The organism is Natrarchaeobius chitinivorans (assembly GCF_003841505.1).
In the GTDB taxonomy this organism is placed as follows: Archaea; Halobacteriota; Halobacteria; order Halobacteriales; family Natrialbaceae; genus Natrarchaeobius; species Natrarchaeobius chitinivorans.
Genome location: NZ_REGA01000003.1, coordinates 289,275 through 309,699 on the forward strand (window position 1 = coordinate 289,275; position 20,425 = coordinate 309,699).

The 20,425-nt window shown below is 62.0% G+C and carries 21 protein-coding genes, 1 tRNA gene and 1 pseudogene; 13 read left to right on the forward strand and 10 right to left on the reverse strand.

Annotation, left to right across the window (positions count from 1 at the left end; genetic code table 11):
- The first annotated feature begins 139 nt into the window (after positions 1–139).
- The 3 genes from EA473_RS05760 to EA473_RS05770 all read left to right on the forward strand — a co-directional run bounded on the left by EA473_RS05760 (position 140) and on the right by EA473_RS05770 (position 2,381).
- The gene (locus EA473_RS05760; RefSeq protein ID WP_124194708.1) at positions 140–838 is read left to right on the forward strand and encodes a helix-turn-helix domain-containing protein; all 699 of its coding nucleotides are present in this window, start codon (positions 140–142) and stop codon (positions 836–838) included.
- 338 nt (positions 839–1,176) lie between these two features.
- A complete protein-coding gene (locus tag EA473_RS05765; RefSeq protein WP_243645195.1) occupies positions 1,177–1,800 on the forward strand; it encodes a twin-arginine translocation signal domain-containing protein in 624 nt (207 codons plus the stop codon).
- Positions 1,801–1,943: 143 nt separating this feature from the next.
- On the forward strand, positions 1,944–2,381 hold the full coding sequence (locus tag EA473_RS05770; protein ID WP_243645196.1) for a carboxypeptidase-like regulatory domain-containing protein: 438 nt from the start codon (positions 1,944–1,946) through the stop codon (positions 2,379–2,381).
- A 302-nt stretch (positions 2,382–2,683) separates the two neighbouring features.
- Here EA473_RS05770 and EA473_RS05775 read toward each other — a convergent pair whose 3' ends face one another.
- The 3 genes from EA473_RS05775 to EA473_RS05785 all read right to left on the reverse strand — a co-directional run bounded on the left by EA473_RS05775 (position 2,684) and on the right by EA473_RS05785 (position 3,705).
- Positions 2,684–3,142 carry a hypothetical protein gene (locus tag EA473_RS05775; protein WP_124194710.1) on the reverse strand — a complete coding sequence of 153 codons (459 nt, stop codon included), beginning with the start codon at positions 3,140–3,142 and terminating at the stop codon, positions 2,684–2,686.
- Positions 3,139–3,489 carry a DUF7563 family protein gene (locus EA473_RS23360; protein ID WP_449289211.1) on the reverse strand — a complete coding sequence of 117 codons (351 nt, stop codon included), beginning with the start codon at positions 3,487–3,489 and terminating at the stop codon, positions 3,139–3,141. The genes EA473_RS05775 and EA473_RS23360 overlap by 4 nt, the downstream gene beginning before the upstream one ends.
- Before the next feature lie 142 nt (positions 3,490–3,631).
- Positions 3,632–3,705: transfer RNA gene (locus EA473_RS05785), tRNA-Tyr, on the reverse strand.
- Between the two features lie 130 nt (positions 3,706–3,835).
- Between EA473_RS05785 and EA473_RS05790 the strand changes: the two genes are divergently transcribed.
- From EA473_RS05790 to EA473_RS05815, 6 genes are all read left to right on the forward strand, one after another.
- The gene (locus EA473_RS05790; protein ID WP_124194712.1) at positions 3,836–4,399 is read left to right on the forward strand and encodes a double zinc ribbon domain-containing protein; all 564 of its coding nucleotides are present in this window, start codon (positions 3,836–3,838) and stop codon (positions 4,397–4,399) included.
- Positions 4,400–4,605: 206 nt separating this feature from the next.
- Positions 4,606–4,785, forward strand: a complete 180-nt coding sequence (locus tag EA473_RS05795) for a ribbon-helix-helix domain-containing protein (RefSeq protein WP_124194713.1) — start codon at positions 4,606–4,608, stop codon at positions 4,783–4,785.
- A 2-nt stretch (positions 4,786–4,787) separates the two neighbouring features.
- Positions 4,788–5,972 carry a cell division protein FtsZ gene (gene ftsZ, locus EA473_RS05800; RefSeq protein WP_124194714.1) on the forward strand — a complete coding sequence of 395 codons (1,185 nt, stop codon included), beginning with the start codon at positions 4,788–4,790 and terminating at the stop codon, positions 5,970–5,972.
- Positions 5,973–6,351: 379 nt separating this feature from the next.
- Positions 6,352–6,891 (forward strand): DedA family protein, encoded by a 540-nt coding sequence (locus EA473_RS05805; RefSeq protein ID WP_124194715.1) that lies wholly within the window; start codon positions 6,352–6,354, stop codon positions 6,889–6,891.
- 475 nt (positions 6,892–7,366) lie between these two features.
- Positions 7,367–9,352 carry an ATP-binding protein gene (locus tag EA473_RS05810; protein WP_124194716.1) on the forward strand — a complete coding sequence of 662 codons (1,986 nt, stop codon included), beginning with the start codon at positions 7,367–7,369 and terminating at the stop codon, positions 9,350–9,352.
- A gap of 93 nt (positions 9,353–9,445) precedes the next feature.
- Positions 9,446–11,470, forward strand: a complete 2,025-nt coding sequence (locus EA473_RS05815) for a hypothetical protein (RefSeq protein WP_124194717.1) — start codon at positions 9,446–9,448, stop codon at positions 11,468–11,470.
- Between the two features lie 109 nt (positions 11,471–11,579).
- Here the strand turns inward: EA473_RS05815 and ncsA are convergent, their stop codons facing one another.
- Both ncsA and EA473_RS05830 read right to left on the reverse strand, forming a co-directional pair.
- Positions 11,580–12,539, reverse strand: coding sequence for a tRNA 2-thiolation protein NcsA (gene ncsA, locus EA473_RS05825; protein WP_124194718.1), 960 nt, complete (start codon positions 12,537–12,539; stop codon positions 11,580–11,582).
- Between the two features lie 99 nt (positions 12,540–12,638).
- Entirely contained in the window at positions 12,639–13,358 is a 720-nt protein-coding gene (locus EA473_RS05830; protein ID WP_124194719.1) for an alpha/beta fold hydrolase, read from the reverse strand.
- A 192-nt stretch (positions 13,359–13,550) separates the two neighbouring features.
- On the opposite strand from EA473_RS05830, the gene EA473_RS05835 reads away from it, so the two are divergent.
- Together EA473_RS05835 and EA473_RS05840 are read left to right on the forward strand one after the other, a co-directional pair.
- Positions 13,551–14,024 (forward strand): DUF4442 domain-containing protein, encoded by a 474-nt coding sequence (locus EA473_RS05835; protein WP_124194720.1) that lies wholly within the window; start codon positions 13,551–13,553, stop codon positions 14,022–14,024.
- A 51-nt stretch (positions 14,025–14,075) separates the two neighbouring features.
- On the forward strand, positions 14,076–14,780 hold the full coding sequence (locus tag EA473_RS05840) for a DUF7095 family protein (protein ID WP_124194721.1): 705 nt from the start codon (positions 14,076–14,078) through the stop codon (positions 14,778–14,780).
- Between the two features lie 68 nt (positions 14,781–14,848).
- Here the strand turns inward: EA473_RS05840 and EA473_RS05845 are convergent, their stop codons facing one another.
- From EA473_RS05845 to EA473_RS05855, 3 genes are all read right to left on the reverse strand, one after another.
- Positions 14,849–15,643 (reverse strand): class I SAM-dependent methyltransferase, encoded by a 795-nt coding sequence (locus EA473_RS05845; RefSeq protein ID WP_124194722.1) that lies wholly within the window; start codon positions 15,641–15,643, stop codon positions 14,849–14,851.
- Between the two features lie 65 nt (positions 15,644–15,708).
- On the reverse strand, positions 15,709–16,578 hold the full coding sequence (locus EA473_RS05850) for a deoxyribonuclease IV (protein ID WP_124194723.1): 870 nt from the start codon (positions 16,576–16,578) through the stop codon (positions 15,709–15,711).
- Positions 16,579–16,748: 170 nt separating this feature from the next.
- Positions 16,749–17,585, reverse strand: a complete 837-nt coding sequence (locus EA473_RS05855) for a lipoate--protein ligase family protein (RefSeq protein WP_124194724.1) — start codon at positions 17,583–17,585, stop codon at positions 16,749–16,751.
- A 435-nt stretch (positions 17,586–18,020) separates the two neighbouring features.
- Here EA473_RS05855 and EA473_RS05860 point away from each other — a divergent pair, with 435 nt between their 5' ends.
- A complete protein-coding gene (locus EA473_RS05860) occupies positions 18,021–18,932 on the forward strand; it encodes a serine/threonine-protein kinase RIO2 (RefSeq protein ID WP_124194725.1) in 912 nt (303 codons plus the stop codon).
- Between the two features lie 93 nt (positions 18,933–19,025).
- On the opposite strand, the gene EA473_RS23015 is transcribed toward EA473_RS05860, so the two are convergent.
- Both EA473_RS23015 and EA473_RS05865 read right to left on the reverse strand, forming a co-directional pair.
- Positions 19,026–19,154, reverse strand: a complete 129-nt coding sequence (locus EA473_RS23015; RefSeq protein ID WP_279387645.1) for a hypothetical protein — start codon at positions 19,152–19,154, stop codon at positions 19,026–19,028.
- An 18-nt stretch (positions 19,155–19,172) separates the two neighbouring features.
- Entirely contained in the window at positions 19,173–19,940 is a 768-nt protein-coding gene (locus EA473_RS05865; protein WP_124194726.1) for a DUF7001 family protein, read from the reverse strand.
- Positions 19,941–20,356: 416 nt separating this feature from the next.
- Between EA473_RS05865 and EA473_RS23200 the strand changes: the two are divergent.
- A pseudogene (locus tag EA473_RS23200) lies at positions 20,357–20,419 on the forward strand (hypothetical protein); the annotation flags it as partial.
- Positions 20,420–20,425: the final 6 nt, after the last annotated feature.

A 20,425-nucleotide genomic window follows, 5' to 3' on the forward strand; every position in this document is an offset into this window, starting at 1 on the left:
GGAAGATCCGTCTTCATCAATGAAGGCATGGATTCAAGTGAATAGATAGTGGCGATTCCCTGTTGGACCTGACGAGGGGGTGACGAAGAAATGAACGCCACACCAGAATCTCGAATCCTGGATCGAAGAGTGTGATACGATGGCTGTGATCGCTGAAATAACTGTCCCAGCGGATACGTTTATCCTCGGTCAGATATTTCATACCATCCCTGACGCAGTGATCGAATTCGAACCGGTCGTGCCGTTTCGAAGCAAGCACAAACCAAACTGGCCACTAGTGTGGATTTCCCATATCGAACCGGCGGAGGTTCGAACGACGTTGCTCGAAGAAGAAGATATCGACGCCGTGGACGCAATCACGTCCACCGAAGAGAAAACGCTGTTCGAGATTCAGTGGAACGACGACGATATCGATGGTATCATTCAACCATTGATCGAGTACGAAGGTCGAGTTCTCAAAGCAACCGGTACAGCAAACGAATGGGAATTTCACCTCCTTTTCGACTCGCATATGGCGCTGTCCGAATTTAATATGGAAGCGACCAACAGGGAGATCCCGGTTACGTTACAAAAGGTGCACAATTCGGGGGTTCCCAACGAAAACACCAGTTCCACAGTCGATAAAACCACACTCCAACCCAATTATCGAGATACGCTCCTCCTTGCGTATCGAAACGGATACTACGATACTCCCCGAACGGTTCAGCTATCCGAACTCGCTCAAAAAGAAGATATCAGCGATAGCGCCCTCTCGAAACGGATCAGGCGAGCCACTGCGACCCTCATCGAACACACACTACTCGCCGACAGTGAACTGGGCGACACGACGCTCAGGTAACAATCGACGTTCTGGAGCCGTAATTGTTCCTCCACGGGTGATACGTAACGCACTGTATACGATATTTCTGTATCGTTTGCATTGTTCGAGAACGAACCTTCGGTAGCGAACCATTGATTTCGCGGGTTCGATTGCTGGCCGTTCACCAGTAAACCAGTCTCAGTACGATTCCCGTTCAGTAGTGTCTATGGGGGTTTACGTACAACTGTGGGGTTCATTTCATCGGATCATCGGAGGTGATGACCAAGAGGATGAGCGACCGACGCATCGAGAGAACAACGCGTTGCGATGCAGTTGACGAGAATCGAAACGACCGAACAAATCAAAATCGAAACAATATGACCGAAAACAACTACGAACCCGTGGGCGACTCGAGACGAGACTTCATGAAAAAGGGGACACTCGCTGCCACCGCCCTCGCAGTTGGCGCAGGAGCAGCGAGCACCACTGGTAGCGTCGCTGCTCAAGAGGAGGAAACGGGAGAGGCCGTCGTTCAAGCACACGATTTCTACCCGGATGCTGAGTTCACTGTGATAGCTCAATTCGAGACTAGCACGCGGAATGACTTCATCGAACACTACGACCCAGATGAAGCAGAACTCGATGACGACTACGATGTGTACTCGATCCGGATCGAAACCGGTGGGGAAGGCGGAACGCTGGCGCACCTGATGATCGACAACGGCGCCGTGGAGGCAAATGTGGGAGATACCGGAACGATGAACGCGACTGCTTCCTTCCTCAACCCTGATTTCAATCTCCTCGAAATTGACGTCACGATGGAGCCCGAGAACGACGTCGACGACGATGATGAAGTTGACGGTGACATGGACGACGACGAAGTCGATGATGATGATGATGTAGACGACGACATGAACAACGACGAAGTCAATGATGACATGGACAACGACGAGGTCAACGATAATGAAGAGAACGACAACGATGACGGTCTCTTCGACTGAAAGGAGAAGTTAATAATAACTGACACAGGAGTCGAACGAACTCCTCTCCCGAAGGAGTGAACTTCGACTCCGAGGTCACTATGACACGAAGAGATCGACACACACGTCGAACGGTATTGAAACTTGTCGGGGCAACCGGAGCAGTGGCAGTCTTGGCGGGTTGTGCCGACGAGGGTCCTGGCGAAGAGGAAGACGAAAATGACGTAGTAGACGACGAGGAAGACGAAAATGACGTAGTAGACGACGAGGACGACGATGAAGTGGACGACGAGGACGACGATGAAGTGGACGACGAGGACGACGAAGAAGTGGAAACGTACACACTAACGATTGACGTTCAAGACGAGGACGAAGAACCACTCGAGGGTGCCACCGTCCACGTCGATGGAGCGGACGTCGACGAAGAGGATGAAACTGGCGAGGACGGACAGGTCGAGTTCGCCGATCTCGGGGAAGGGGAGTACACGGTCAGCGTCGAACACGAAGTAGGAGAACACGAGGGCACCGTGGAAATCGACGATGAAGACGTTTCGGGAACTGTGACACTCGGCGATAACGATGAAAACGACGATGACGAGTAACGAACGACGTCCTCGTCGACACCGTCGATGCCGACGATGAGAACGCTGATATTGCCCACGAATAAATCACTCATCCATAATTTTACGAGTTTCTATGTTGCGTTCGTAATCGTTTTCGTGGCCGCGTTGATCGTCCGATCGTGACGGCGCCGAAACTCGAGAACCGCCTGGTTGCGACGATCGATCCATCGTGGGAAACGCAGCGAGGCGGCGTCCAAAATCTGCGTGATCTTGACTCGACAGCCGTTGATGCGGTGTGAGCGTGGTGTACAGAGGCGACCGACCGTACGAGAAACAGAGAGTCAGGACTCTCCGTCGGCCCCTTCGAACTGTTCTTCGGGGACGAGTGCCAGGACCTCGTCTATTTCGAGGGCCTCGATTAACGCGGCCGGTTCACCGTCGACGAGGACGAGGCCGCTGCCGGGTGCGGCGTCGACGACGGTTACGTGGTCGGTTTCCTCGAGATGAGATTCGACTTCCTCAATCGCTGCTTCGAAGAGCTCGAGTTGACCCTCTTCTAGCTCCTCCTGTGCCTCGTTCTCTTCGATTTCACCCTCTTCCAGCCGTTCTACGATCTCCGCTTGCATCTCTGTGAGGTCGTCCCTGTCGACGCCCACCGAGATGCCGATGGTGTATTCGTCGTTTGGATCCGAATCATCTTCGGACTCGTCGTCAGCGTCCGCGGCGGTCCGTCCGGTCAGTGCGAGTGCAGCGGCGGTGCCGCCGAGTTGTATCGCTCGACGGCGAGGGAAACCCGTCATTCAAGGTTTCGACCTCGACGGGTAGCATGGTTCTTTGCTTTCTTCTGCAGGGTGTTTTCGCCGGCAGACTTCTCGGCGCATCCATCAGCAGTCAAGAAATTCGAGGGGGCCTTCGTTGACACGATGGCCGATGTCGGGACCGACTCGAGTCCGGCGGCGGAGCCTCGGCTCAGACGGGTGTAGCTGTCACAGTCGCCGCAGTGGTGGGCGCGGTTGCGATCGTCACCGAACTCCCGAGCGAACTGGTTGGCAACGTGGGCTCTACAACGGCGGCGGGTGGACGTCCCGGGCGAGGTCAAGGGTGTGTCACTCCGACCACCCCGTATTTCGACTACAAAAATCGGCACACGGCAGCGACCTCCCAACTGGTTTCAAGCCCAAATCCACATTTTCAGCCCGATCATGCGAACGAGAACCTCTGGGGCAGATTGTCTAAAATGGCTGTAAACGCCGTTATACACTCCGACTACAAAACGGCGAGAAACTGGATCCGCCCTCCCCGATTTGAACGGGGGACAAGTCGATCTACAGTCGACTGCTCTACCAGTCTGAGCTAAGGGCGGTCGCACGTCAACGTAGACCCGGAAGCAAACATAAGGGTTATCATTCTCGCCGACAGCGAACGTGTCGGTATCGATGAACGGAAGAATGATTGATATAGGATGGCCCATAACACGGGAGTAACCCGAACGCATGAGCAAGATCACGTTCCGCGCGGACGACGACCTCGTCGAGGAACTCGAGGCCCTCGAGACGTCCAAAAGCGAAGCGATGCGCGAGGCGCTCAGGTCGTACCTCGACGCGCCGTCCGAGAGCGAGCGATCGCCGGAACGTGACTCTCAGGAGACGGCGATCGACGACCTCGTCCGCGAACGCGTCGACGATCTGCTCACGGACCGCCTCGAACCAGTCGACAGGACGCGTCGTACACACGCACGCGAGCCACAGGACGTCAACGTCACAATCTCGCTCGAGGGGGTCGACGACCGAGCGGTCGAGACGACGAACGAACGCGAACGAGTGCCGCCGTCGGACGGCGACAGACGAGTCGGTACTCCAAACCCCGGCTCCGGCGGAACGCAATGCGGCCAGTGCGGGGAACACGTCGACGACGACCACGTGTACTGCCCGAACTGCGGCGAAAAAGCCTCACACCGCCTGTTCTGTGAATGTGGTGACGAACTCCGATCCGACTGGGCGTTTTGCCCGAGCTGTGGCCGTCGAACGCCCGCTGCGGACGTCCTCGAGTCGGGGTAGTACGAATCGACGAGTGTCGTAAGACGTTGAAAGTCACGTCTGACGATAGTTTTATTACCCTTGCCACTATTCCGTTTATTCGCGTAAGACGATTGTCTTACAACGGCGAGGAAATGGCGAAAACGTGCGAACCAGGTCCTCTCCAGCGTAAGACACGCTGCGTCTGACAGGGGCGCGCGACGTCTTACCCACAGGGGAATACAACAATGGAGCGTGTGACACTGCGAATTCCGAAACAGCAGATCGAGGAGGTCGAACAGCTCGTCGATTCGGGTGAGTTCCCGAACCGAAGTGAAGCAATCCGGTCGGCAGTACGCGAGATGATCAACGAACAGTACGACGGACAGACCGAGCAGACCGGCAAACGAACGTGGGCCAAGGTGTAACGATGCAGGATATCGTTCAGGACGCCCTCGAAAACGCAGAACAGGAGGCCCGCGAGATGGACGCCGAACTCGACGACGACGAGTTCGGTGATCCACGAATCGTCATCGTCGGCTGTGGCGGTGCCGGGAACAACACGATCAATCGTCTGTACAATATCGGCGTCGACGGTGCCGACACCGTGGCGGTCAACACGGACAAACAGCACCTGAAGATGATAGAGGCCGACACGAAGATTCTCGTCGGCAAGTCGCTGACGAACGGACTCGGTGCGGGTGGCGACCCGTCGATGGGCGAACGCGCCACCGAGATGGCCCAGAGCACGGTCAAGGAGGTCCTTGGGGATGCGGACCTCGTCTTCGTGACCGCGGGCATGGGTGGCGGTACCGGGACCGGTGCGGCACCGGTCGTCTCGAAGATCGCCAAAGAACAGGGTGCGATCGTCGTCGGCATGGTCTCGACGCCATTCAACGTCGAGCGTGCCCGGACGGTGAAAGCCGAGGAAGGCCTCGAGAAGCTGCGCGAGCAGGCCGACTCGATCATCGTCCTCGACAACAACCGGCTGCTCGATTACGTCCCGAACCTCCCGATCGGCAAAGCGTTCTCGGTGATGGACCAGATCATCGCAGAGACCGTCAAAGGTATTTCGGAGACGATCACCCAGCCCTCGCTGATCAACCTGGACTACGCGGACATGTCCACGATCATGAACCAGGGCGGCGTTGCGGTGATGCTCGTCGGCGAAACACAGGACAAGAACAAGACCAACGAGGTCGTCAAGGACGCGATGAACCACCCGCTGTTGGACGTTGACTATCGCGGCGCTTCGGGCGGACTCGTCCACATCACTGGCGGTCCCGACCTCACGCTGAAGGAGGCCGAAGGCATCGCCGATAACATCACCGAGCGCCTCGAGGCCTCGGCGAACGTCATCTGGGGCGCGCGTATCCAGGAGAACTACAAAGGAAAAGTGCGCGTGATGGCGATCATGACGGGGGTCCAGAGCGCACAGGTGCTCGGCCCGACGACGCAGAAACAGGCCGACAAGTCGCGTGCGAGCATCGAGGGGCTGAACGAGGCAGACTTCGACGCGAGCAACAACGTCGAGTCGAACTCCGGGTTCGGTGCCCAGAGCGACGGCGGCCGCGAGGAACTCGAGAAACAGAACGGCGTCGACGTCATCCGATAACCCTTCGCCGCGATCGCGTTCGAGGGGAAGTGGACCGACGGACCGATTTATCCGCGTGACCGCAAGACGGGCTGCGGCCGTGCTGGAACTGACTGCGGGCAGACCGTATGACGACAGGCTGGCGTGATTTTCACGGACTGTCTCGTTCCCAGGAGTGTCGATGGTGCGTCCGAACACTTCCGTAAACGCACCGCTCGTGCTTTAAGGCGTCCGAATAGCCAATCCATCCTGACATCAGAGAACACATGTGGTATCAGTTACACTGCTCCACTATGCGGAGTCGGCGAGGCTGCGCGGTGGGTGACCGATACCGGAGCTGGAGAAAGCGGTGGCCCGCACGCGGATGGAGAAAGCGGTGGCCCGCACGCGGAGGTGGTGGATGGACCTCGTAGCGATTGCCGTCTCGATCGGCGTTCCGATTCTCGTCGTCCTCTTCTATCTCGAGGGGCTGGTCGTCGGAAAACTGTTGCAGCCGCCGGTCGTCTTCGTCGGGTACGTGACGGTGGCCGACCCCGGTAGTGCGCTAACGCTCGCGGCCGTCGTCGGTTGTGTCGGCGCGGCGACGGTCGGGCAGTGGACGCTCTATCGGGGGTTCAACGAGGAGTCTTCGGAGTTCTTCGGGCTCCGTCGGACGGTGCCGTACCTCGAGTCGCTTCCGGAGGTCGTTCAGGGTCGAATCAGCGAGCGCCGCCTCGCGTTCGTCGAACGCCAGTTCGAGTCCTACGGCGGGATGGCCATCTGTGTGACGAACGCTGTCCCCGGAATTCGGGGGTTGATGACGATCGTTGCGGGGGTGAGCGCCTATCCACTCCGACGGTTCCTCTTCGTTTCCGGAGTCGGCAACTGTCTGTACGTCGGAGTCTTGCTCGCGACGGCGTGGGGACTGCTCGGGGCCGCCCGTATTGTCGGCATCACCTGATGTAAGACACGTCGTACGACGCGAGTACTGGCCGCAGGTCGGACAGGCGGGCGCTTCGAGCACCGATCACGTCCGCCGGATTTCGCGGCTGTCGAGCCACGCTCGGTCCGCTCCCCGAGGCTTGCACCGTCGTCGCCGGTGTATTCGTCGGAGGGGATTCCGGCGAACTTTTCGCACCTCGAGCGCACCGAGTAGCGTTCCGGAGTTGGTCTCCTCGAGGCCGGAGCGCAACTACTGGGTCTCCCCACGGTAGCCTCAGTCGCGCATGAACGACCACCGTCCCGTTTCTCGCGTTTGGAGAGGGCCGAGATTGGCGTCGATGCAGGTGCCAGCAGCGAATCGCAGGACCGTGATCGTCTCACGAACGCTGTGGTCGCGTCGTCCGGAAAACGAGCGACAGCGACGAACTCGAGTCATCGGCCTGTCAGGCCGCCACAAACGCTAACCACCCCCGGTACGTTGCGTTTTGCAATCAATGACCTCGTCGTCCCGGATCATCTGCGTTGGGACCGACGACCGGACGACCGAGACGCTGTCGATCGCCCTCGACGAGTACGAGGTTATTCTCGCCGACGATATCGCCGTCGAGGACGCGACGGCCGTCGAATGCGTCGTCGTCGATGCCGGGGGGATGGCGGCCCTCGAGAAGCGACTATCGTCGATCGGCGGCCGCGATTTCTCCAGCCCGGTCGTGGCGTTTGCGAACCGTGAGTGGTCGCCGGTGGTGCGTGACCTGTTCGCGGCGGGAGCGACCGACGTCGTCAGACGGGAGCCGACGCCGAACGACGATGACGTCCATCTCCTCGCCCGGCGGGTCAGCCGTGCCGTGAGCGAGTCCTCTGCCTACAGTGAGCGGGAGACGTCGTCTGGACATTCCGAATGGCTCGAGACCGGTGAACGGCTCGAGCGGCTCCGAAACCTCGGGTCGGAACTCGGCGACGCCGAGTCCAGAGCCGTCGTGTACGATCTGCTCGTCGAGGGTGCAGACACCGTCTTCTCGTTCGACGCGTGTACGATCGCCGACGGGGACGGCGACAGAATAGCGGTACGGGCCGCCCGAGGGACGGACCTGCAACTCGACGCGGAACCGCTCGAGGCGGATGCGGGGATCGTCGGGCGAACGATCGCCGAGGGCCGGACGATCACGGTCGACGACGTCCGCGAGGTAAACTGGGCTCGACCGACCGTCGATAGCTACCGTGCGGTGCTGTCGGTGCCGCTCGGGGACACCGCCGCATTCCAGCTCATTTCGACGACGGCTGCGGCCTACGACGAAACCGACACGTGGCTCGCGGAGCTGCTGTGTACCATCGCGGAGCACGCTGTCGGCCGAACCGCATCCAAGGCGGTACTCACGGCCGAACGGGATTGGTTCGAGGCACTGTTCGAAAACATCCCCGACGCCGCGATTCAATACGTCGTCGACGAGGACACGCTCCGCATCAAAGACGCAAACGCTGCGTTCGTCCGACTGTTCGGATACGAGCCGAACGATGCAGTCGGCGAGTCGGTACTCGATCTCATCGTGCCTTCGGGGGTCGAGGCTCCCGTCGAAGCGTCGCTCGAATCGGCTCGTTCGGCGGAGCGCTTCGAGGAGGAGGTGAGACGGTCGACGGTCGACGGACAGCAGCCGTTTCTCCTGCGAAGCGTCCCCGTCTCGACCGACGGTGCCGATCGTCGGGGGTATCTAATCTACACCGACATCCGGATCCAGAAGCGGCGTGAGCGGCAACTCCAGCGGAAGAACGAACGCCTCGACGAGTTCGCCAGCCTCGTCAGTCACGACCTCCGGAACCCCCTGTCGATCGCGATCGGGAACGCCGAACTCGCACTCGAGCGGGAGTCACTCGAACCGCTCACGATCATCTCCGAAGAACTCGAGCGAATGGAGCGGATGATCGAGGAGCTCCTCTCGCTCGCCCGCCAGGGCGACGTCGTCGGCGACCCGTCGCCCGTGGACCTCGGCGTTGCGGCCGAGGAAGCCTGGACCCACGTTCAGACGGCGAACGCCAGGCTGCACGTCGGTGACCTCCCGACGGTCGACGGCGACCGCTCCCGGATTGAGGAACTGCTCGAGAACTGCTACCGGAACGCCATCGAGCACGGCGGCACGGACGTATCCGTCACCGTCGGACCGATCGACCGCGAATCGGTCGGGTCGGACGCGTCACCGCTCGGCGAATCGGGCGGCGTCCCCAGCGACGAGATCGTCGGGTTCGTCGTCGAAGACGACGGTCCTGGCTTCCCCGCCGGCCACGTCGACGAGGTCCTCGAGTACGGGTTTACGACCGACGACGACGGAACCGGCTTCGGACTGGCGATCGTCGACGAGATCGCGGCCGCCCACGGCTGGTCGGTCGTTACGGCGAACGGATCCACGGGCGGCGCACGGCTCGAGTTTCAGTTCGGCGGGCACCCGGCCGTCGATCCGGTCGGTTCCACACAGGAAGGTAGTCGGTGACCGGTCGCTCGATCGGGTGTTCCGGTACCGAACCGTACCGGGTGGTACTACTGGGCCAATAGACTTTCAGTGTATCACGCCCTGAAACCGGTGATGGACCCCATCGACGTCGACGTGTCGGGACCGACCGTTCGGGCAGTCGATCTCTCGGATAGCACCGTCGAGATCGAAACCATGGGCTGGGATACCCCGGCCCCGGCGGTCGACCTCGATCCGATTCCCAGACGAATACACGCCTCGGTGAGCGGTCGCGCGTCCGAACTCGTCTTCCCTGCGGTTCACGCGAACGTCTTCGCGATCGAGGACGACTCGATCGTCCACCTGTTCGACGTCGAAACTGAGCGAGAAACCGTCGAACTGCCCGAACGGTGCTACTACTTCTTCCTCCTGTCGAGACCGTTGACGGTGGTCCGCTTCGACGGCACCGCGACCCTGCAGCGGCGATCCGACCAGCGCCTCGGCCTCTCGTTCGATCACTCCACGGTCGTCACGCTCGGATTCAGCGACGCCCCGAGCTATCCCAGACACACGATCACTGTCGCACCGACGACTGACGGCCTTGCGACGGCCCTCTCACACCTCTCGGCACCCCTTGGCGATAGCGGCGTTCAAAACGCGAGTCTCGCTCGCGAGGGACATCCACCGCTGCTCGAGTTCGGCGACGAGACGGTCGTTCCCGATGCCGTCGCCGGATCGGTTCCAGAAACGGGCATCGAACTGATCGTACCCGACGGGCCGGAGTGGCTGTTCCCCGCCACACCGTTTGCGTACTACCTCGGCGCAACCGTCACCACGGCCGATCGGGACCGACCGGTGATCCGTGCCCCTGCAGTCGGATTGACCCACGAGTTCGATCCGCTTCCTGAGTTCCAGATCCAGGTGGGGAAGCTCGTTCGCCGGACGTTCCAGCTCGATCTACTGGTCAAGACGCGCTACGACGCTCTGTCTCTCTCCGAGTGGAGCCACTTCTCCGAGGAGTCGTTAGACGTCGATCGACTCGAGGGCGCGACCAACGCCGAACGCCTCCGAACCTACCTCGAGCTGCCCGAGTCTGCGCTCGAAACCGCTCTCCCCGAGTGGAAACGTCGCTGGTACGTCGATCCGACGATCGAGAACGCGACGGTGCTTCCGTTTGCATTAAACGACATCGGCCTCGTCCTCCAGCCCGACGTCGCCGATCGGTTCGGCGACGCACCCGGCCAGAACGAGACCGGCGTCGGTCGCGGTGATCCAGTGGACTTCGAGCCGTTCGTCGGCTGGTTCGCCGATTCGGAGCCGGATCACGCCTATCAGGGTCGAATACAGGGCTTCGAGAACGAACTCGAGTTCGTGCAGTACCGGGACGCGGACGTCCGTCGGGTCGTGGTCGTAAACGACCCTGATCGAGCCTCGGCCGCCGAAGCGACGACCGAAAGCTTTCGAGAGCGGCCGCCCGATCCGTTGCCGGTCGAGGTCCATCGGAACGTCTCCCACGACGAACTCGCCGACCTGCTGTCGACGCCAACCGACCTCCTACACTTCGTCGGGGACTGTGATGGCTCGTTCGCGTGTCCGGATGGGACGCTCGATCCAGCACACCTCGAGGACGTCGACGCTCGCCTGCTCGTGCTCGACGGCCCGGATTCGGTCGACGTCGGGGAAGCCGTAATCGAGCACGGGAGCGTCGCCGCCGTCGTTCGACAGCCGGATCGAGAACCGACGCTTTCGTCTGACGTCCGTCGGCTCTTTTTCAACCTGCTCGCTGCGGGGTTTCCCCTGAACTACGCCCGATTGGTGGCCGAACAGTACGCAGCGGGTCGCTCGGATCTCGGAATCGTCGGCGCTGGCCTGGCCCGAATCGCCGAGAACGACCCTGGTAACTACGGCCATCTACACGGTATCGAACCAGCCGGAGACGGTCGCTTCGTCGTCGAGGATTACGCGTACGTCAAGCGTCCGGGCTACTACTGGAATCCGGACTTCCCGGACGCGGAGTCGACGTTTACGGGAAAAGTCGTCCGGAACACGACCGACGCCGCCGGCATCAAGGCGCTCGTCCGACACACCGACGACCCGATCGTCTACGACGGCCGCATCTACTGGCCCGATCCGGACGACCTGTTCTACCCGTTGGCTTGAGTTTCAACGCCGATAACCGGGCCGTCTCATACGGTTTACTGTACGTCATTGTCGGCGCACCCGCGACCCGGGCGGCGGGTGCGCCGGTAAATAGTTACAGTAATCCGTCTCAGGCGAGTGACTCGAGCAACGAACACTTTCGACAGACGTCGCGGGTGGTCGTCGAGCCGCATTCGACGCAGTCCTGAAGCTCGGCCCCGTCGTCGCCGCTAAACTCCTCGGCGGCGATCGAGGCCAGGTCCTCGTAACCGGCGAGAATCGAGTGGCGCGTCCCGGGGTGGTTCTCCTCGAGGCCGTAGAGGAGTTGTTGGATCTCGCCGCGGTAGGCCTCGCTCGAGTGGGGACACTCCGTGATGTGGGCGGGGAGGTTCTCGACGTGGGCGTAGAGGGCGACTTCCTTCTCCGGAACGTCCCGAAGCGGCTTTGCGCGCGGGACGAACTCCGATTGCTCCTCGCGTTCGGAGAGTGGGCCGAGACTGGCGTCGAAGTGTTTCGCGATCTGCTCGACGTCACCCTCGAGGAAGTTCATCATCGCGGTCTGTGCCTCGTCGTCCAGATTGTGGCCGGTCAACAGGAGGTCAGCCTCGAGTTCCTCGGCGTACCGCGAGAGGACGTCCCGCCTGAACACCCCGCAGTATGCGCAGGCGGCCATGTTCTCCGGGTCGTCCTCGACGACGTCGTCCATCCGGATACCGAACTCCTCTTCGTAACTGACGACCTCGTGGCGAATCTCGAGGTCGTTGGCGAGTTCGACACAGGCCTCGAGGCTCTCGTCGCGGTAACCCTCGATCCCCTCGTGGATCGTGAGTCCGACGAGTTCGATCCGGGGATCCTCGGCGAACGTGTCGTGGAGGATTTGCGTGAGGACGACGCTGTCTTTTCCACCCGAGAGGCCGATCACCCACGTCTGTGGGTCCTCGGGGGTGACGTCGTGGGGGACGAGGTCGTCCCGCCGGACCCTGCGCCGGACCCGCTTTACGACCGACTCGCGAAAGTGATCCGGACAGAGGTGAGCCCCGGAGTAGGCGGCGTGCATGATCGCTTCCTCGTCACACCGGTTGCACTCCATCGTCGGACCGTTGTGGGCGGGCACGCATCACGGTTTCGTCTACGCGCGCTCACCGTCGGATCCGCTCACTGCCGTCCGTCCCCGAACCGTAGATCCGTATCAGACGGGTATCCGGGCGCGTTCTTCGACGACCGACGCACCCTCCTCGAGCGAATCGAGCAGGAGGTCGGTGTACCGCTCTCGAGTCGGCGAGGAGAACAGTTCGTGACCGCCGTCGTAGAGGACGACGTGTTCGGCCGGGACGCGCTCGCCGATCGGCCGGTGGTCGATCATCGGGTCGCGAAGCGAACAGAAGACGACGGCGTCGTGATCGATCGCCAGCATCTCTTGCTGTGCGTGACGGATCTCCCGAACGAACGCGGGCGAGACCCACCGGGGCATCGTCGCGATCTGGTGGTCGGTCGCCAACTCGCCGAGGGTCGGCTCGTCCATCTCGCCGACCGGGAGACACGGCAGCGTCGTCGGGACTCTGGAGATTGCCTCGAGCAACTGATCGGGATGTCGTGGGCCGAATCCCCACCAGGGGCTCAGGTAGACGTGGTTGTCCGCGCCGTCTAACGCCTGTCCGACGAGCGCGCCGGCGCTGTGACCGAGCAACTGGTAGCCCTCGAGGTCGAGGACGTACTCCGCGATCGGCTCGAGCCAGTCGGCTTTGAAGTCGTCGATGTTGGTGGGGAGTTCGAACGCGTGGACCCGGTAGTCGGCGTCGGTCAGCGTTCCGACGAGCCAGCTGACGTTCTCGTGGGTCCAGCGGTTGCCCCAGCCCATGACGAAGACGAGTTCTTCCTCGCCGTCCTCGTTGAAGACGCGGTGTCGCATGGGTGTTCGTTCACCCGGAACGGATAAAAACCTGCTCTCTTGACAGAACCGGACGGGAAGAGAGACGTGTCGAATCGGCGTCGGTCACGAGCGGGAACCCACGCTGTCGGGTTCGGACTCGAGTAGTGTGAACCGCCGTCCACTGACGGGGCGTTTGCCAACACTTTCGAGGCGAGTGGGCGTAGCTGCTCTATGCTCTCGGCCCTGCGTTCCCGGCTCTATCGGATCGGGTTCAATCTCTTTCCCGCGTACCGTCGAACCGGTGGCCGCGTCACGTACGTCGCTCCCGACTGGCAGGAGGTTCGCATCAAACTCCCCCTGAACTGGCGGACCAGAAACTACGTCGGGACGACCTTCGGCGGCAGTCTCTACGGTGCCGTCGATCCGTTCTACATGATGATGCTGATGAAAAGCCTCGGGGACGGGTACGTCGTCTGGGACAAGGAAGCTGAAATTCGGTTCAAGAAGCCGGGTCGAGAGACGTTGTACGCGAAATTCTCGCTCTCCGACGAGGAGATCGCGGCAATCCGAGCCGAACTCGAGGCCGACGGGACGGAGTCGATCGATCGCCACTACACGGTCGATCTGGTCGACGCGGAGGGAACCGTCCACGCGACGGTCCGGAAGACGGTCTACGTGACGACGGATCGGTCGAAGGCAGCCTGATACAGTTCGTATGAGAAACGGTTTTGCGCCTCGAGCCCCCATCTCCCGCCGATGAGCGACATTGGTCGCGCTGACGCGGTCGACCGCCTCGAGGAACTCGTCGACACCGTCGAGAACGAGCGGATGCCGGTCCCGGTTCGCGAGGTGTGGGCGTTCGGCGACGTCGCGCTCGGGCTCGATCCGATCGAACGCCTCGACGTCTACCTGACCAAGGACGTTCTCGTTCGCGACGACAGCGCGGCCGTCGACGGGACGGGTGGGAAAGACGGCTCGAGCGAGCGAGAGTCCGATCCCGACGCGGCGTTTCGCGACTCCCACGGGATCGCCGGCGTCGGCAAGTCGGTCCGGGCCGACTGGGCAGCGGAGTTCCCCGACTATCTGCGAGCCAACGCGAACGGCCACGCGGCTCCCGAGAAGTGTCTCGCCGCACACGTACTCGAGGGAGACGAACCGATTCACCTCGAAGTGTGCAACGCCTCCTTCGAAGACAACGTCACGCAGCGGCTTCGCGGGGCGAAACTACGCGAGGATTACACCCAGTTGCTCGATCCCCGCGGCGTCTGCCTGTGGGTCGACGGCACCCGAAGCGACGAGGCGTTCCGGAAGCTTCGTGAGAGCGAACTCGCCTTGCCGACGCTCTCCGCCGCCCTCGAGATGCTCGGCATGGACGAGGGGGAGGCGACGGACGCTGCACGAGAACTTCACACCTGGCGCGAATCACAGGAGGGGGCGACGGTACGCGGGGACGTGGTCTGACCGGCCGTCGTCGCCGGTGGCGAGGGCGGCTTGGTTCCACGAGTGCCACAGTACTACAGGGAAGTTGTCTACGCGCGTCCGACCGTGACGAAAAACGGGACCGCTTCCGTTCGGCGATACTCACCGTCTTCCATCTGGTCGATCACGGTACGTCCCATCTGGCGCCACTCACTCCGGAGGTCGTCGTACTCGGCCTCGGTCATCTCGCCCGAGAGCATCGTCTCGCGGTCGTCGGCCAGTCCCGCCCCGGTCGCTTTGCGGCGGGCCGCGGTCAACGAATGCTCGCTGTAGGGGGGTTCAACGGTCCGGACGTGGTCGTACTGCCTGGTTTCGAGCACGTCGATCCCGGCCGCCTCGAACGCTTCGCGGGCGTCGGACCCGAGCGCGACGTCGGTTTCGATCCCCTCGAGGTAGGCCGCTCGAGCGCGACGCTCGAGGTCGTTCTCGGCGTCGACGCTCGAGTCGACGTCGACGGCGGCGTTGTTCGGTTCGACGGCTGCGACCAGTTCGCTCGAAACCCGTGCGAACTCCGCGAGCGCCGCCGCCGGCTCGGGGAGGTTGATCAACAGCGCCTGACAGACGACGAGGTCGAAACAGTCGTCCGGAAACGGCAGCTGGAAGGCGTCGCCGGCGACGACCGGAACGTGCTCACCCGCGACCGAGAGCAATCGCCGGTCGACGTCACTGCCGATCACTTCGCCCGAACACTCGGACGCGAGAACCCGACTCAACTCGCCGGTCCCACAGCCGACGTCGAGGACGCGCTCGCGAGTCTCGAGGTCGAGGGGCTCGAGGGGGACTCGAGAGTCGTCCCACATCCCCTCGCGGGTTCGGCGTAGGTAGGTTTCGGAGAACTCGCGCACGACCGACAGTACGTCCGTCTCGAGTGAAAAGCGGGTCGATTTCGCGACGGAGCCGAGACCGCTCGTTACTCCTCGCGAAGCTCTTTGACCTTCTTTACGTTCCAGGCGAAGCCGCGTCCGTCCTCGGTCGGCGTCTCGAGGGCGAACGGCAGATCCCGAAGGTCGGGGTGGTTGACGATCGCCTTCATGCCGTCCTCGCCGATGTAGCCCTCACCGATGTGGGCGTGTTCGTCCTTGTGGGTTCCGACGTCGTGTTTCGAGTCGTTGAGGTGGATGTACTCGAGGTACTCGAGGCCGACCTCGTCGTCGAATCGTCCGACAGTTTCGTCGACCGATTCGGGCGTGGTCAGGTCGTTGCCCGCCACGAGGGTGTGGGCCGTGTCGATACAGATCCCGATCTCCGTGTCCGTCCGGTCGATGACGCCCGCGAGGTGGGAGAACTCGCCGCCGAGTTTCGTCCCGCTGCCGGCGTCGGATTCGATCAGGATCTGGACATCGTCGGGAACGTCGAGGTCGTCGATGACGCTCGCGGCGTTGTCGAGACCGCTCTCGACGCCCGCGCCGGTGTGAGCGCCGAGGTGGACGTTGACGTACGGGACGCCCAGTTTCTCGGCGGCGTCGAGTTCCGCTTGCATGCTCTCTGTGGACTTCCGCCGCAGGTCCTCTTTCGGCGTACAGAGGTTGACCAGGTACGAGGTGTGGATCACCCACGGCCCCTCGAGTTTCTCGTCGGTTTTCTCGCGGAACCCGGCGGCAGCGTCGTCGCCGATGTCGGGCTGGGCCCAGACCTGCGGCGACGTCGTGAAAATCTGCCCGCAGTTGCCGCCGAAGGCGAGTTGCCGCGGGATCGCGTTTCTGATGTCGTCGTACGGTGGCGTTTCGTCGTCCGATGAGACGCGCGAGCCTGAGATCGAGACGTGTGCGCCGACGTTCATAGACGCCAGTCAGTACCGATCCGTGATAGGGATACCGAAGCGTCGTCGGGGCGTGGCGTGACCGCGTCTACCGTTTCGACCAGTTCGAAACGCGATGTCATCTCCGGGGCCGTCAGGTGAGGCCGCAGACGAATCGCGGTTCCATCGGCGCGTCGTTACGATACCCCGTCTCAGCGTTCGACCGACTCGGGTTCCGAGCGCTCTCTCACCCAGCCATCCGCGCCGAACTTCGCTTCGGCGAGCTCTCTTGCAGCCTCGAGTTCCGACCGTCGCCAGTCCGAGCTCTCTGCGTCACACCACTCGCCCAGCGATGCGGCGAGGGCGTCGACCGCTTCGTCGCGTTCGATCCCGGCCTGCTCGCGGACGCTCGTGACCCGATCCAGGAAGGTCGATTCGTCGACGTCACCTTCGAAGACGCCGACGTGGCGGGAGGGCTCGAGGTCGTAACTGATCGAGCCGTGCTGAATCACGACGTCGCGCTGGCGGTACTGGGCGTTGCCGCTGATCTTTCCACCCGGTCCGTCCGTGCTTGCGGGGGCCACGATGTCGTGTGCGGGATTGATGTCTCGAAGGTAACAGGACGGCTTGTAGATCGCGTCCTGCTCGGACGCCGCGAAGTCGGCGTCGACGCCCATCCGATCGAACGCCTCGAGGATCGGTTCGCAAAACAGTTCGTAACACGCCATCAGGTCGCCGGGGACCTCGGCTGCCGGCGCGACGATGGTGTAGGAGATGTCGGCGTACCGGTCGTGATAGATCCCGCCGCCACCGGTCTGCCTGCGGGTCACGTCGATTCCCTCCCGTTCGCAGTACTCCCAGTCGACCGTGTCGGCGTCTTGATGGTAGCCGAGCGAGAGCGTACTCGGTTCCCACGAGTACACTCGAACCGTTCTGAGGTCGTCCGCGAGAGCCGTCTCGGCGGCGATCTCCTCGAGTGCCATCTGCGTGGCTCCGTCGCGGGGGTCGTCCCGTATCAGTCGCCACTGCTCGTCTGCGAAGTCGGACATACTGGATCGGTCGGAGGCGACCGACTTGAATGTGCGGTCGGACCGGCGGCTGGCGAATCGTCCGTGCGGTTGCACTGGCGGCTGAACGACTCCGCCACGGGTTCGCCCATCTCGGTGCTCGAGTCGGCGGATCCCTCCCGAACGACGGGATGTCGGAGAGAAGAAATCGATTTCCCCGGCCCCTCGGATTTGATATATCGTTATTTGATTTATCAGTCCTGTTTTGGACGCCCTACCCGCTCTCCAGTCAAGAAAGCCAGGGTGACACGGGCGGCTGTCCCCCCGGCCAACCGATCGATCACGCGGCGCATCCACGCTATACCCTGCGGGTCCACTGCAAACGACTTCGACGGTCCGATCGAGTGGGCCGAACCCCCACGGCGACCGTCGCGGAGCGTCACGACGTTTTTACGTACCCACCGGCTACGTCCGCTCATGGTGCGGAACGTAGCCGGGTTACTACCCGAACTCGACGAGCAGGACTTCTATCTCCTCTCCGGGGTCGAACAGGGGATGCGCTTTTCGGAGTGGGTCCAGCGGGAGAAACTCCCGAAGTTCTCCAGTCTGACCGACGAGGAAGTCGACTACCGCCTCGAGCGCTGTCTCAAACGGGGGTTGATCGAGAAGAAGACGATCCAGTACGAGGGGTACACCCTCCAGTTCGAGGGGTACGACGCGCTCGCGTTGCGAGCCTTCGCCGAACGGGAGACGATATCCGAGTTCGGGTCGCCACTCGGCGTTGGCAAGGAAAGCGACGTGTACGAAGTTCGATCGTACAAACCGCTCGCGCTGAAGTACCACCGCGAGGGGTACACCAACTTCCGGGAGGTCCACAAAGAACGCGATTACGCCTCGGACAACGAACACGTCTCCTGGATGTACACCGCACGGAAAGCCGCCGAACGCGAGTACGAGACGCTCGAGGAGCTCTACCCTGACGTGGCCGTCCCTCAGCCGATCGACCAGAACCGCCACGCGATCGTCATGGAGAAGATGGACGGCGTCGAACTCTCCCGAACCAGACTCGAGGACGATCAGGTTCTGGGTGTCCTCGATCTGCTGCTGGCCGAGATTACGCGCGCGTACGCGAAGGGGTTCGTCCACGCCGACATGAGCGAGTACAACGTCTTCCTCAGCGAGGACGGCGTGAAAATCTTCGATTGGCCCCAGGCCGTCCCGACCGATCACGAGAACGCAGACGAGTTCCTCCGGCGAGACCTCGAGAACACGCTCGGGTATTTCAGGCGAAAGTATCCCGGACGGGTCCCCGAAAACCTCAGTGTCGAAGCCGTCGCCGAGTCGGTCGCCGGGGATACGTTCGAAACCGTCGCCGAACTCTCTATGTAAACCACATATCGCTATAACGAACTGTGGGGCGTTTTCGAATCGGCTTCTCGAGTCTGACCGGATGACTACTGTGACAAACCGCTCGAGTGCTCACTACTGTGGACCGGCGCGGTACTCGAGAACGAACTCGAACGACTGGTCGGTCCCTCCGGTGTACTCTCTGACTGCAGTCAGTGTCACGTCGATACCGGATTCGTTTCCGTTACCTCGAACAGCTGTCACAGTTGAGCGACCGGTCGGTCAGCCGGTACCGTAGAGCTGTGCATGCTCCGTACAGAAGGTGGGGTCGCGCAACTGCGCCCCGATCAGGTCCTCGTGATAGTGTGCGTTGAAGAGTCGACACTCCGGCCGGTCACAGAACCCCTCGCCCGTCTCGAGGTAGTGATAGGCCTGAAGAGCGTACCCTTTCAGGGCGTCGGTCGTCCGCGGATCGTCCTCGATCAGAAACTCCCCGTCGACCTGGTTCTCGAGGACCTCACGCGGCGGGGCGTCGCCGGACAGTAACGCGTGGCGTTGCTTTTCCTTGTAGTACGATTCGGGCTTTGCAGGTGCCTCGTACAGCCCCGGAACGGAAACCAGCGCCGGCTGTCCGAGGACGTTCACTCGCTTGTGCCAGCGGCCGTCGTGGTCCCCCCACGTTCCGATTGCCCGATCGAGGACGGCGACGTGAGCCGTCTCGAGGCCGCGCTCGTCGTCCGGCAGCGCCGCGTTGAGCGCCCGCTGGACCTGCAGACCGTCGTAGAGGACACCTCCCTCTCGTTCGGGGTTGTCCAATGCACGTTCCTCGTAGCGGATCGTCCCGAGCATCGTGTTTCCCGTCGACCGGTCGTACGGGGACGTTACGCGCGCCTCCGCGAACTGCTCCGGAAGATCGTCGGTCCGGTGAACGTCGAGAACGCGATCGCGGACCGTGAGTTCGGCGTCGACGCGGGTCTCGAGCCAGTCGGCGATCTCGTCGACGTCGGCGACGGTCGAGGGGGCGCGATAGAGAGTCACTCGATCGACCATGTACTACCTAGTCGTACCACCGGGTGAAACCCTTGCGGTCGGCCGTCGATCGAGGGATCAACTACCGATGCTTGCAGTCGTTTCGGAGACGGCTTCGAGGAGGTGACGTTCGCGCACGCGGTCGCCGGCCTGCATCGCCTTCCGGGCGGCGTTGTCCGCGAGCAACGCGAGGTCGCTCGCGGCGTATCCGTCGGTGTACTCGACGACGTCGTCTCAGCGGCAGTTCTCGGCGGCCGGCCGCGGAGGTGGACCTCGAGAATCGCCCTTCGTGCGCCGGGATCCGGCGGCATCTCGATCCGTTCGTCGAACCGACTTGATCGCACGACGGTTGTACGATCAGCGTGTAAATAGTTCCAGTTGTTACTACAATCCAGGCATGCATCGATCTCTCACAGCACGTCCGTTCGAGCGAGGGGATCGAGTCCAGCGGAACCGCAAAATCCGAGATACTGGCGCTCGCGGAGTTAGACGTCATCTCGGACGGG

Coding starts and splice junctions, on each gene's coding strand:
- EA473_RS05760 (WP_124194708.1), top strand. CDS start 140: ATGGCTGTGATCGCTGAAATAACTGTCCCAGCGGATACGTTTATCCTC.
- EA473_RS05765 (WP_243645195.1), top strand. CDS start 1,177: ATGACCGAAAACAACTACGAACCCGTGGGCGACTCGAGACGAGACTTC.
- EA473_RS05775 (WP_124194710.1), bottom strand. CDS start 3,142: ATGACGGGTTTCCCTCGCCGTCGAGCGATACAACTCGGCGGCACCGCC.
- EA473_RS05790 (WP_124194712.1), top strand. CDS start 3,836: ATGAGCAAGATCACGTTCCGCGCGGACGACGACCTCGTCGAGGAACTC.
- EA473_RS05795 (WP_124194713.1), top strand. CDS start 4,606: ATGGAGCGTGTGACACTGCGAATTCCGAAACAGCAGATCGAGGAGGTC.
- ftsZ (WP_124194714.1), top strand. CDS start 4,788: ATGCAGGATATCGTTCAGGACGCCCTCGAAAACGCAGAACAGGAGGCC.
- EA473_RS05805 (WP_124194715.1), top strand. CDS start 6,352: ATGGACCTCGTAGCGATTGCCGTCTCGATCGGCGTTCCGATTCTCGTC.
- EA473_RS05810 (WP_124194716.1), top strand. CDS start 7,367: ATGACCTCGTCGTCCCGGATCATCTGCGTTGGGACCGACGACCGGACG.
- EA473_RS05815 (WP_124194717.1), top strand. CDS start 9,446: ATGGACCCCATCGACGTCGACGTGTCGGGACCGACCGTTCGGGCAGTC.
- ncsA (WP_124194718.1), bottom strand. CDS start 12,539: ATGGAGTGCAACCGGTGTGACGAGGAAGCGATCATGCACGCCGCCTAC.
- EA473_RS05830 (WP_124194719.1), bottom strand. CDS start 13,358: ATGCGACACCGCGTCTTCAACGAGGACGGCGAGGAAGAACTCGTCTTC.
- EA473_RS05835 (WP_124194720.1), top strand. CDS start 13,551: ATGCTCTCGGCCCTGCGTTCCCGGCTCTATCGGATCGGGTTCAATCTC.
- EA473_RS05840 (WP_124194721.1), top strand. CDS start 14,076: ATGAGCGACATTGGTCGCGCTGACGCGGTCGACCGCCTCGAGGAACTC.
- EA473_RS05850 (WP_124194723.1), bottom strand. CDS start 16,578: ATGAACGTCGGCGCACACGTCTCGATCTCAGGCTCGCGCGTCTCATCG.
- EA473_RS05855 (WP_124194724.1), bottom strand. CDS start 17,585: ATGTCCGACTTCGCAGACGAGCAGTGGCGACTGATACGGGACGACCCC.
- EA473_RS05860 (WP_124194725.1), top strand. CDS start 18,021: ATGGTGCGGAACGTAGCCGGGTTACTACCCGAACTCGACGAGCAGGAC.
- EA473_RS05865 (WP_124194726.1), bottom strand. CDS start 19,940: ATGGTCGATCGAGTGACTCTCTATCGCGCCCCCTCGACCGTCGCCGAC.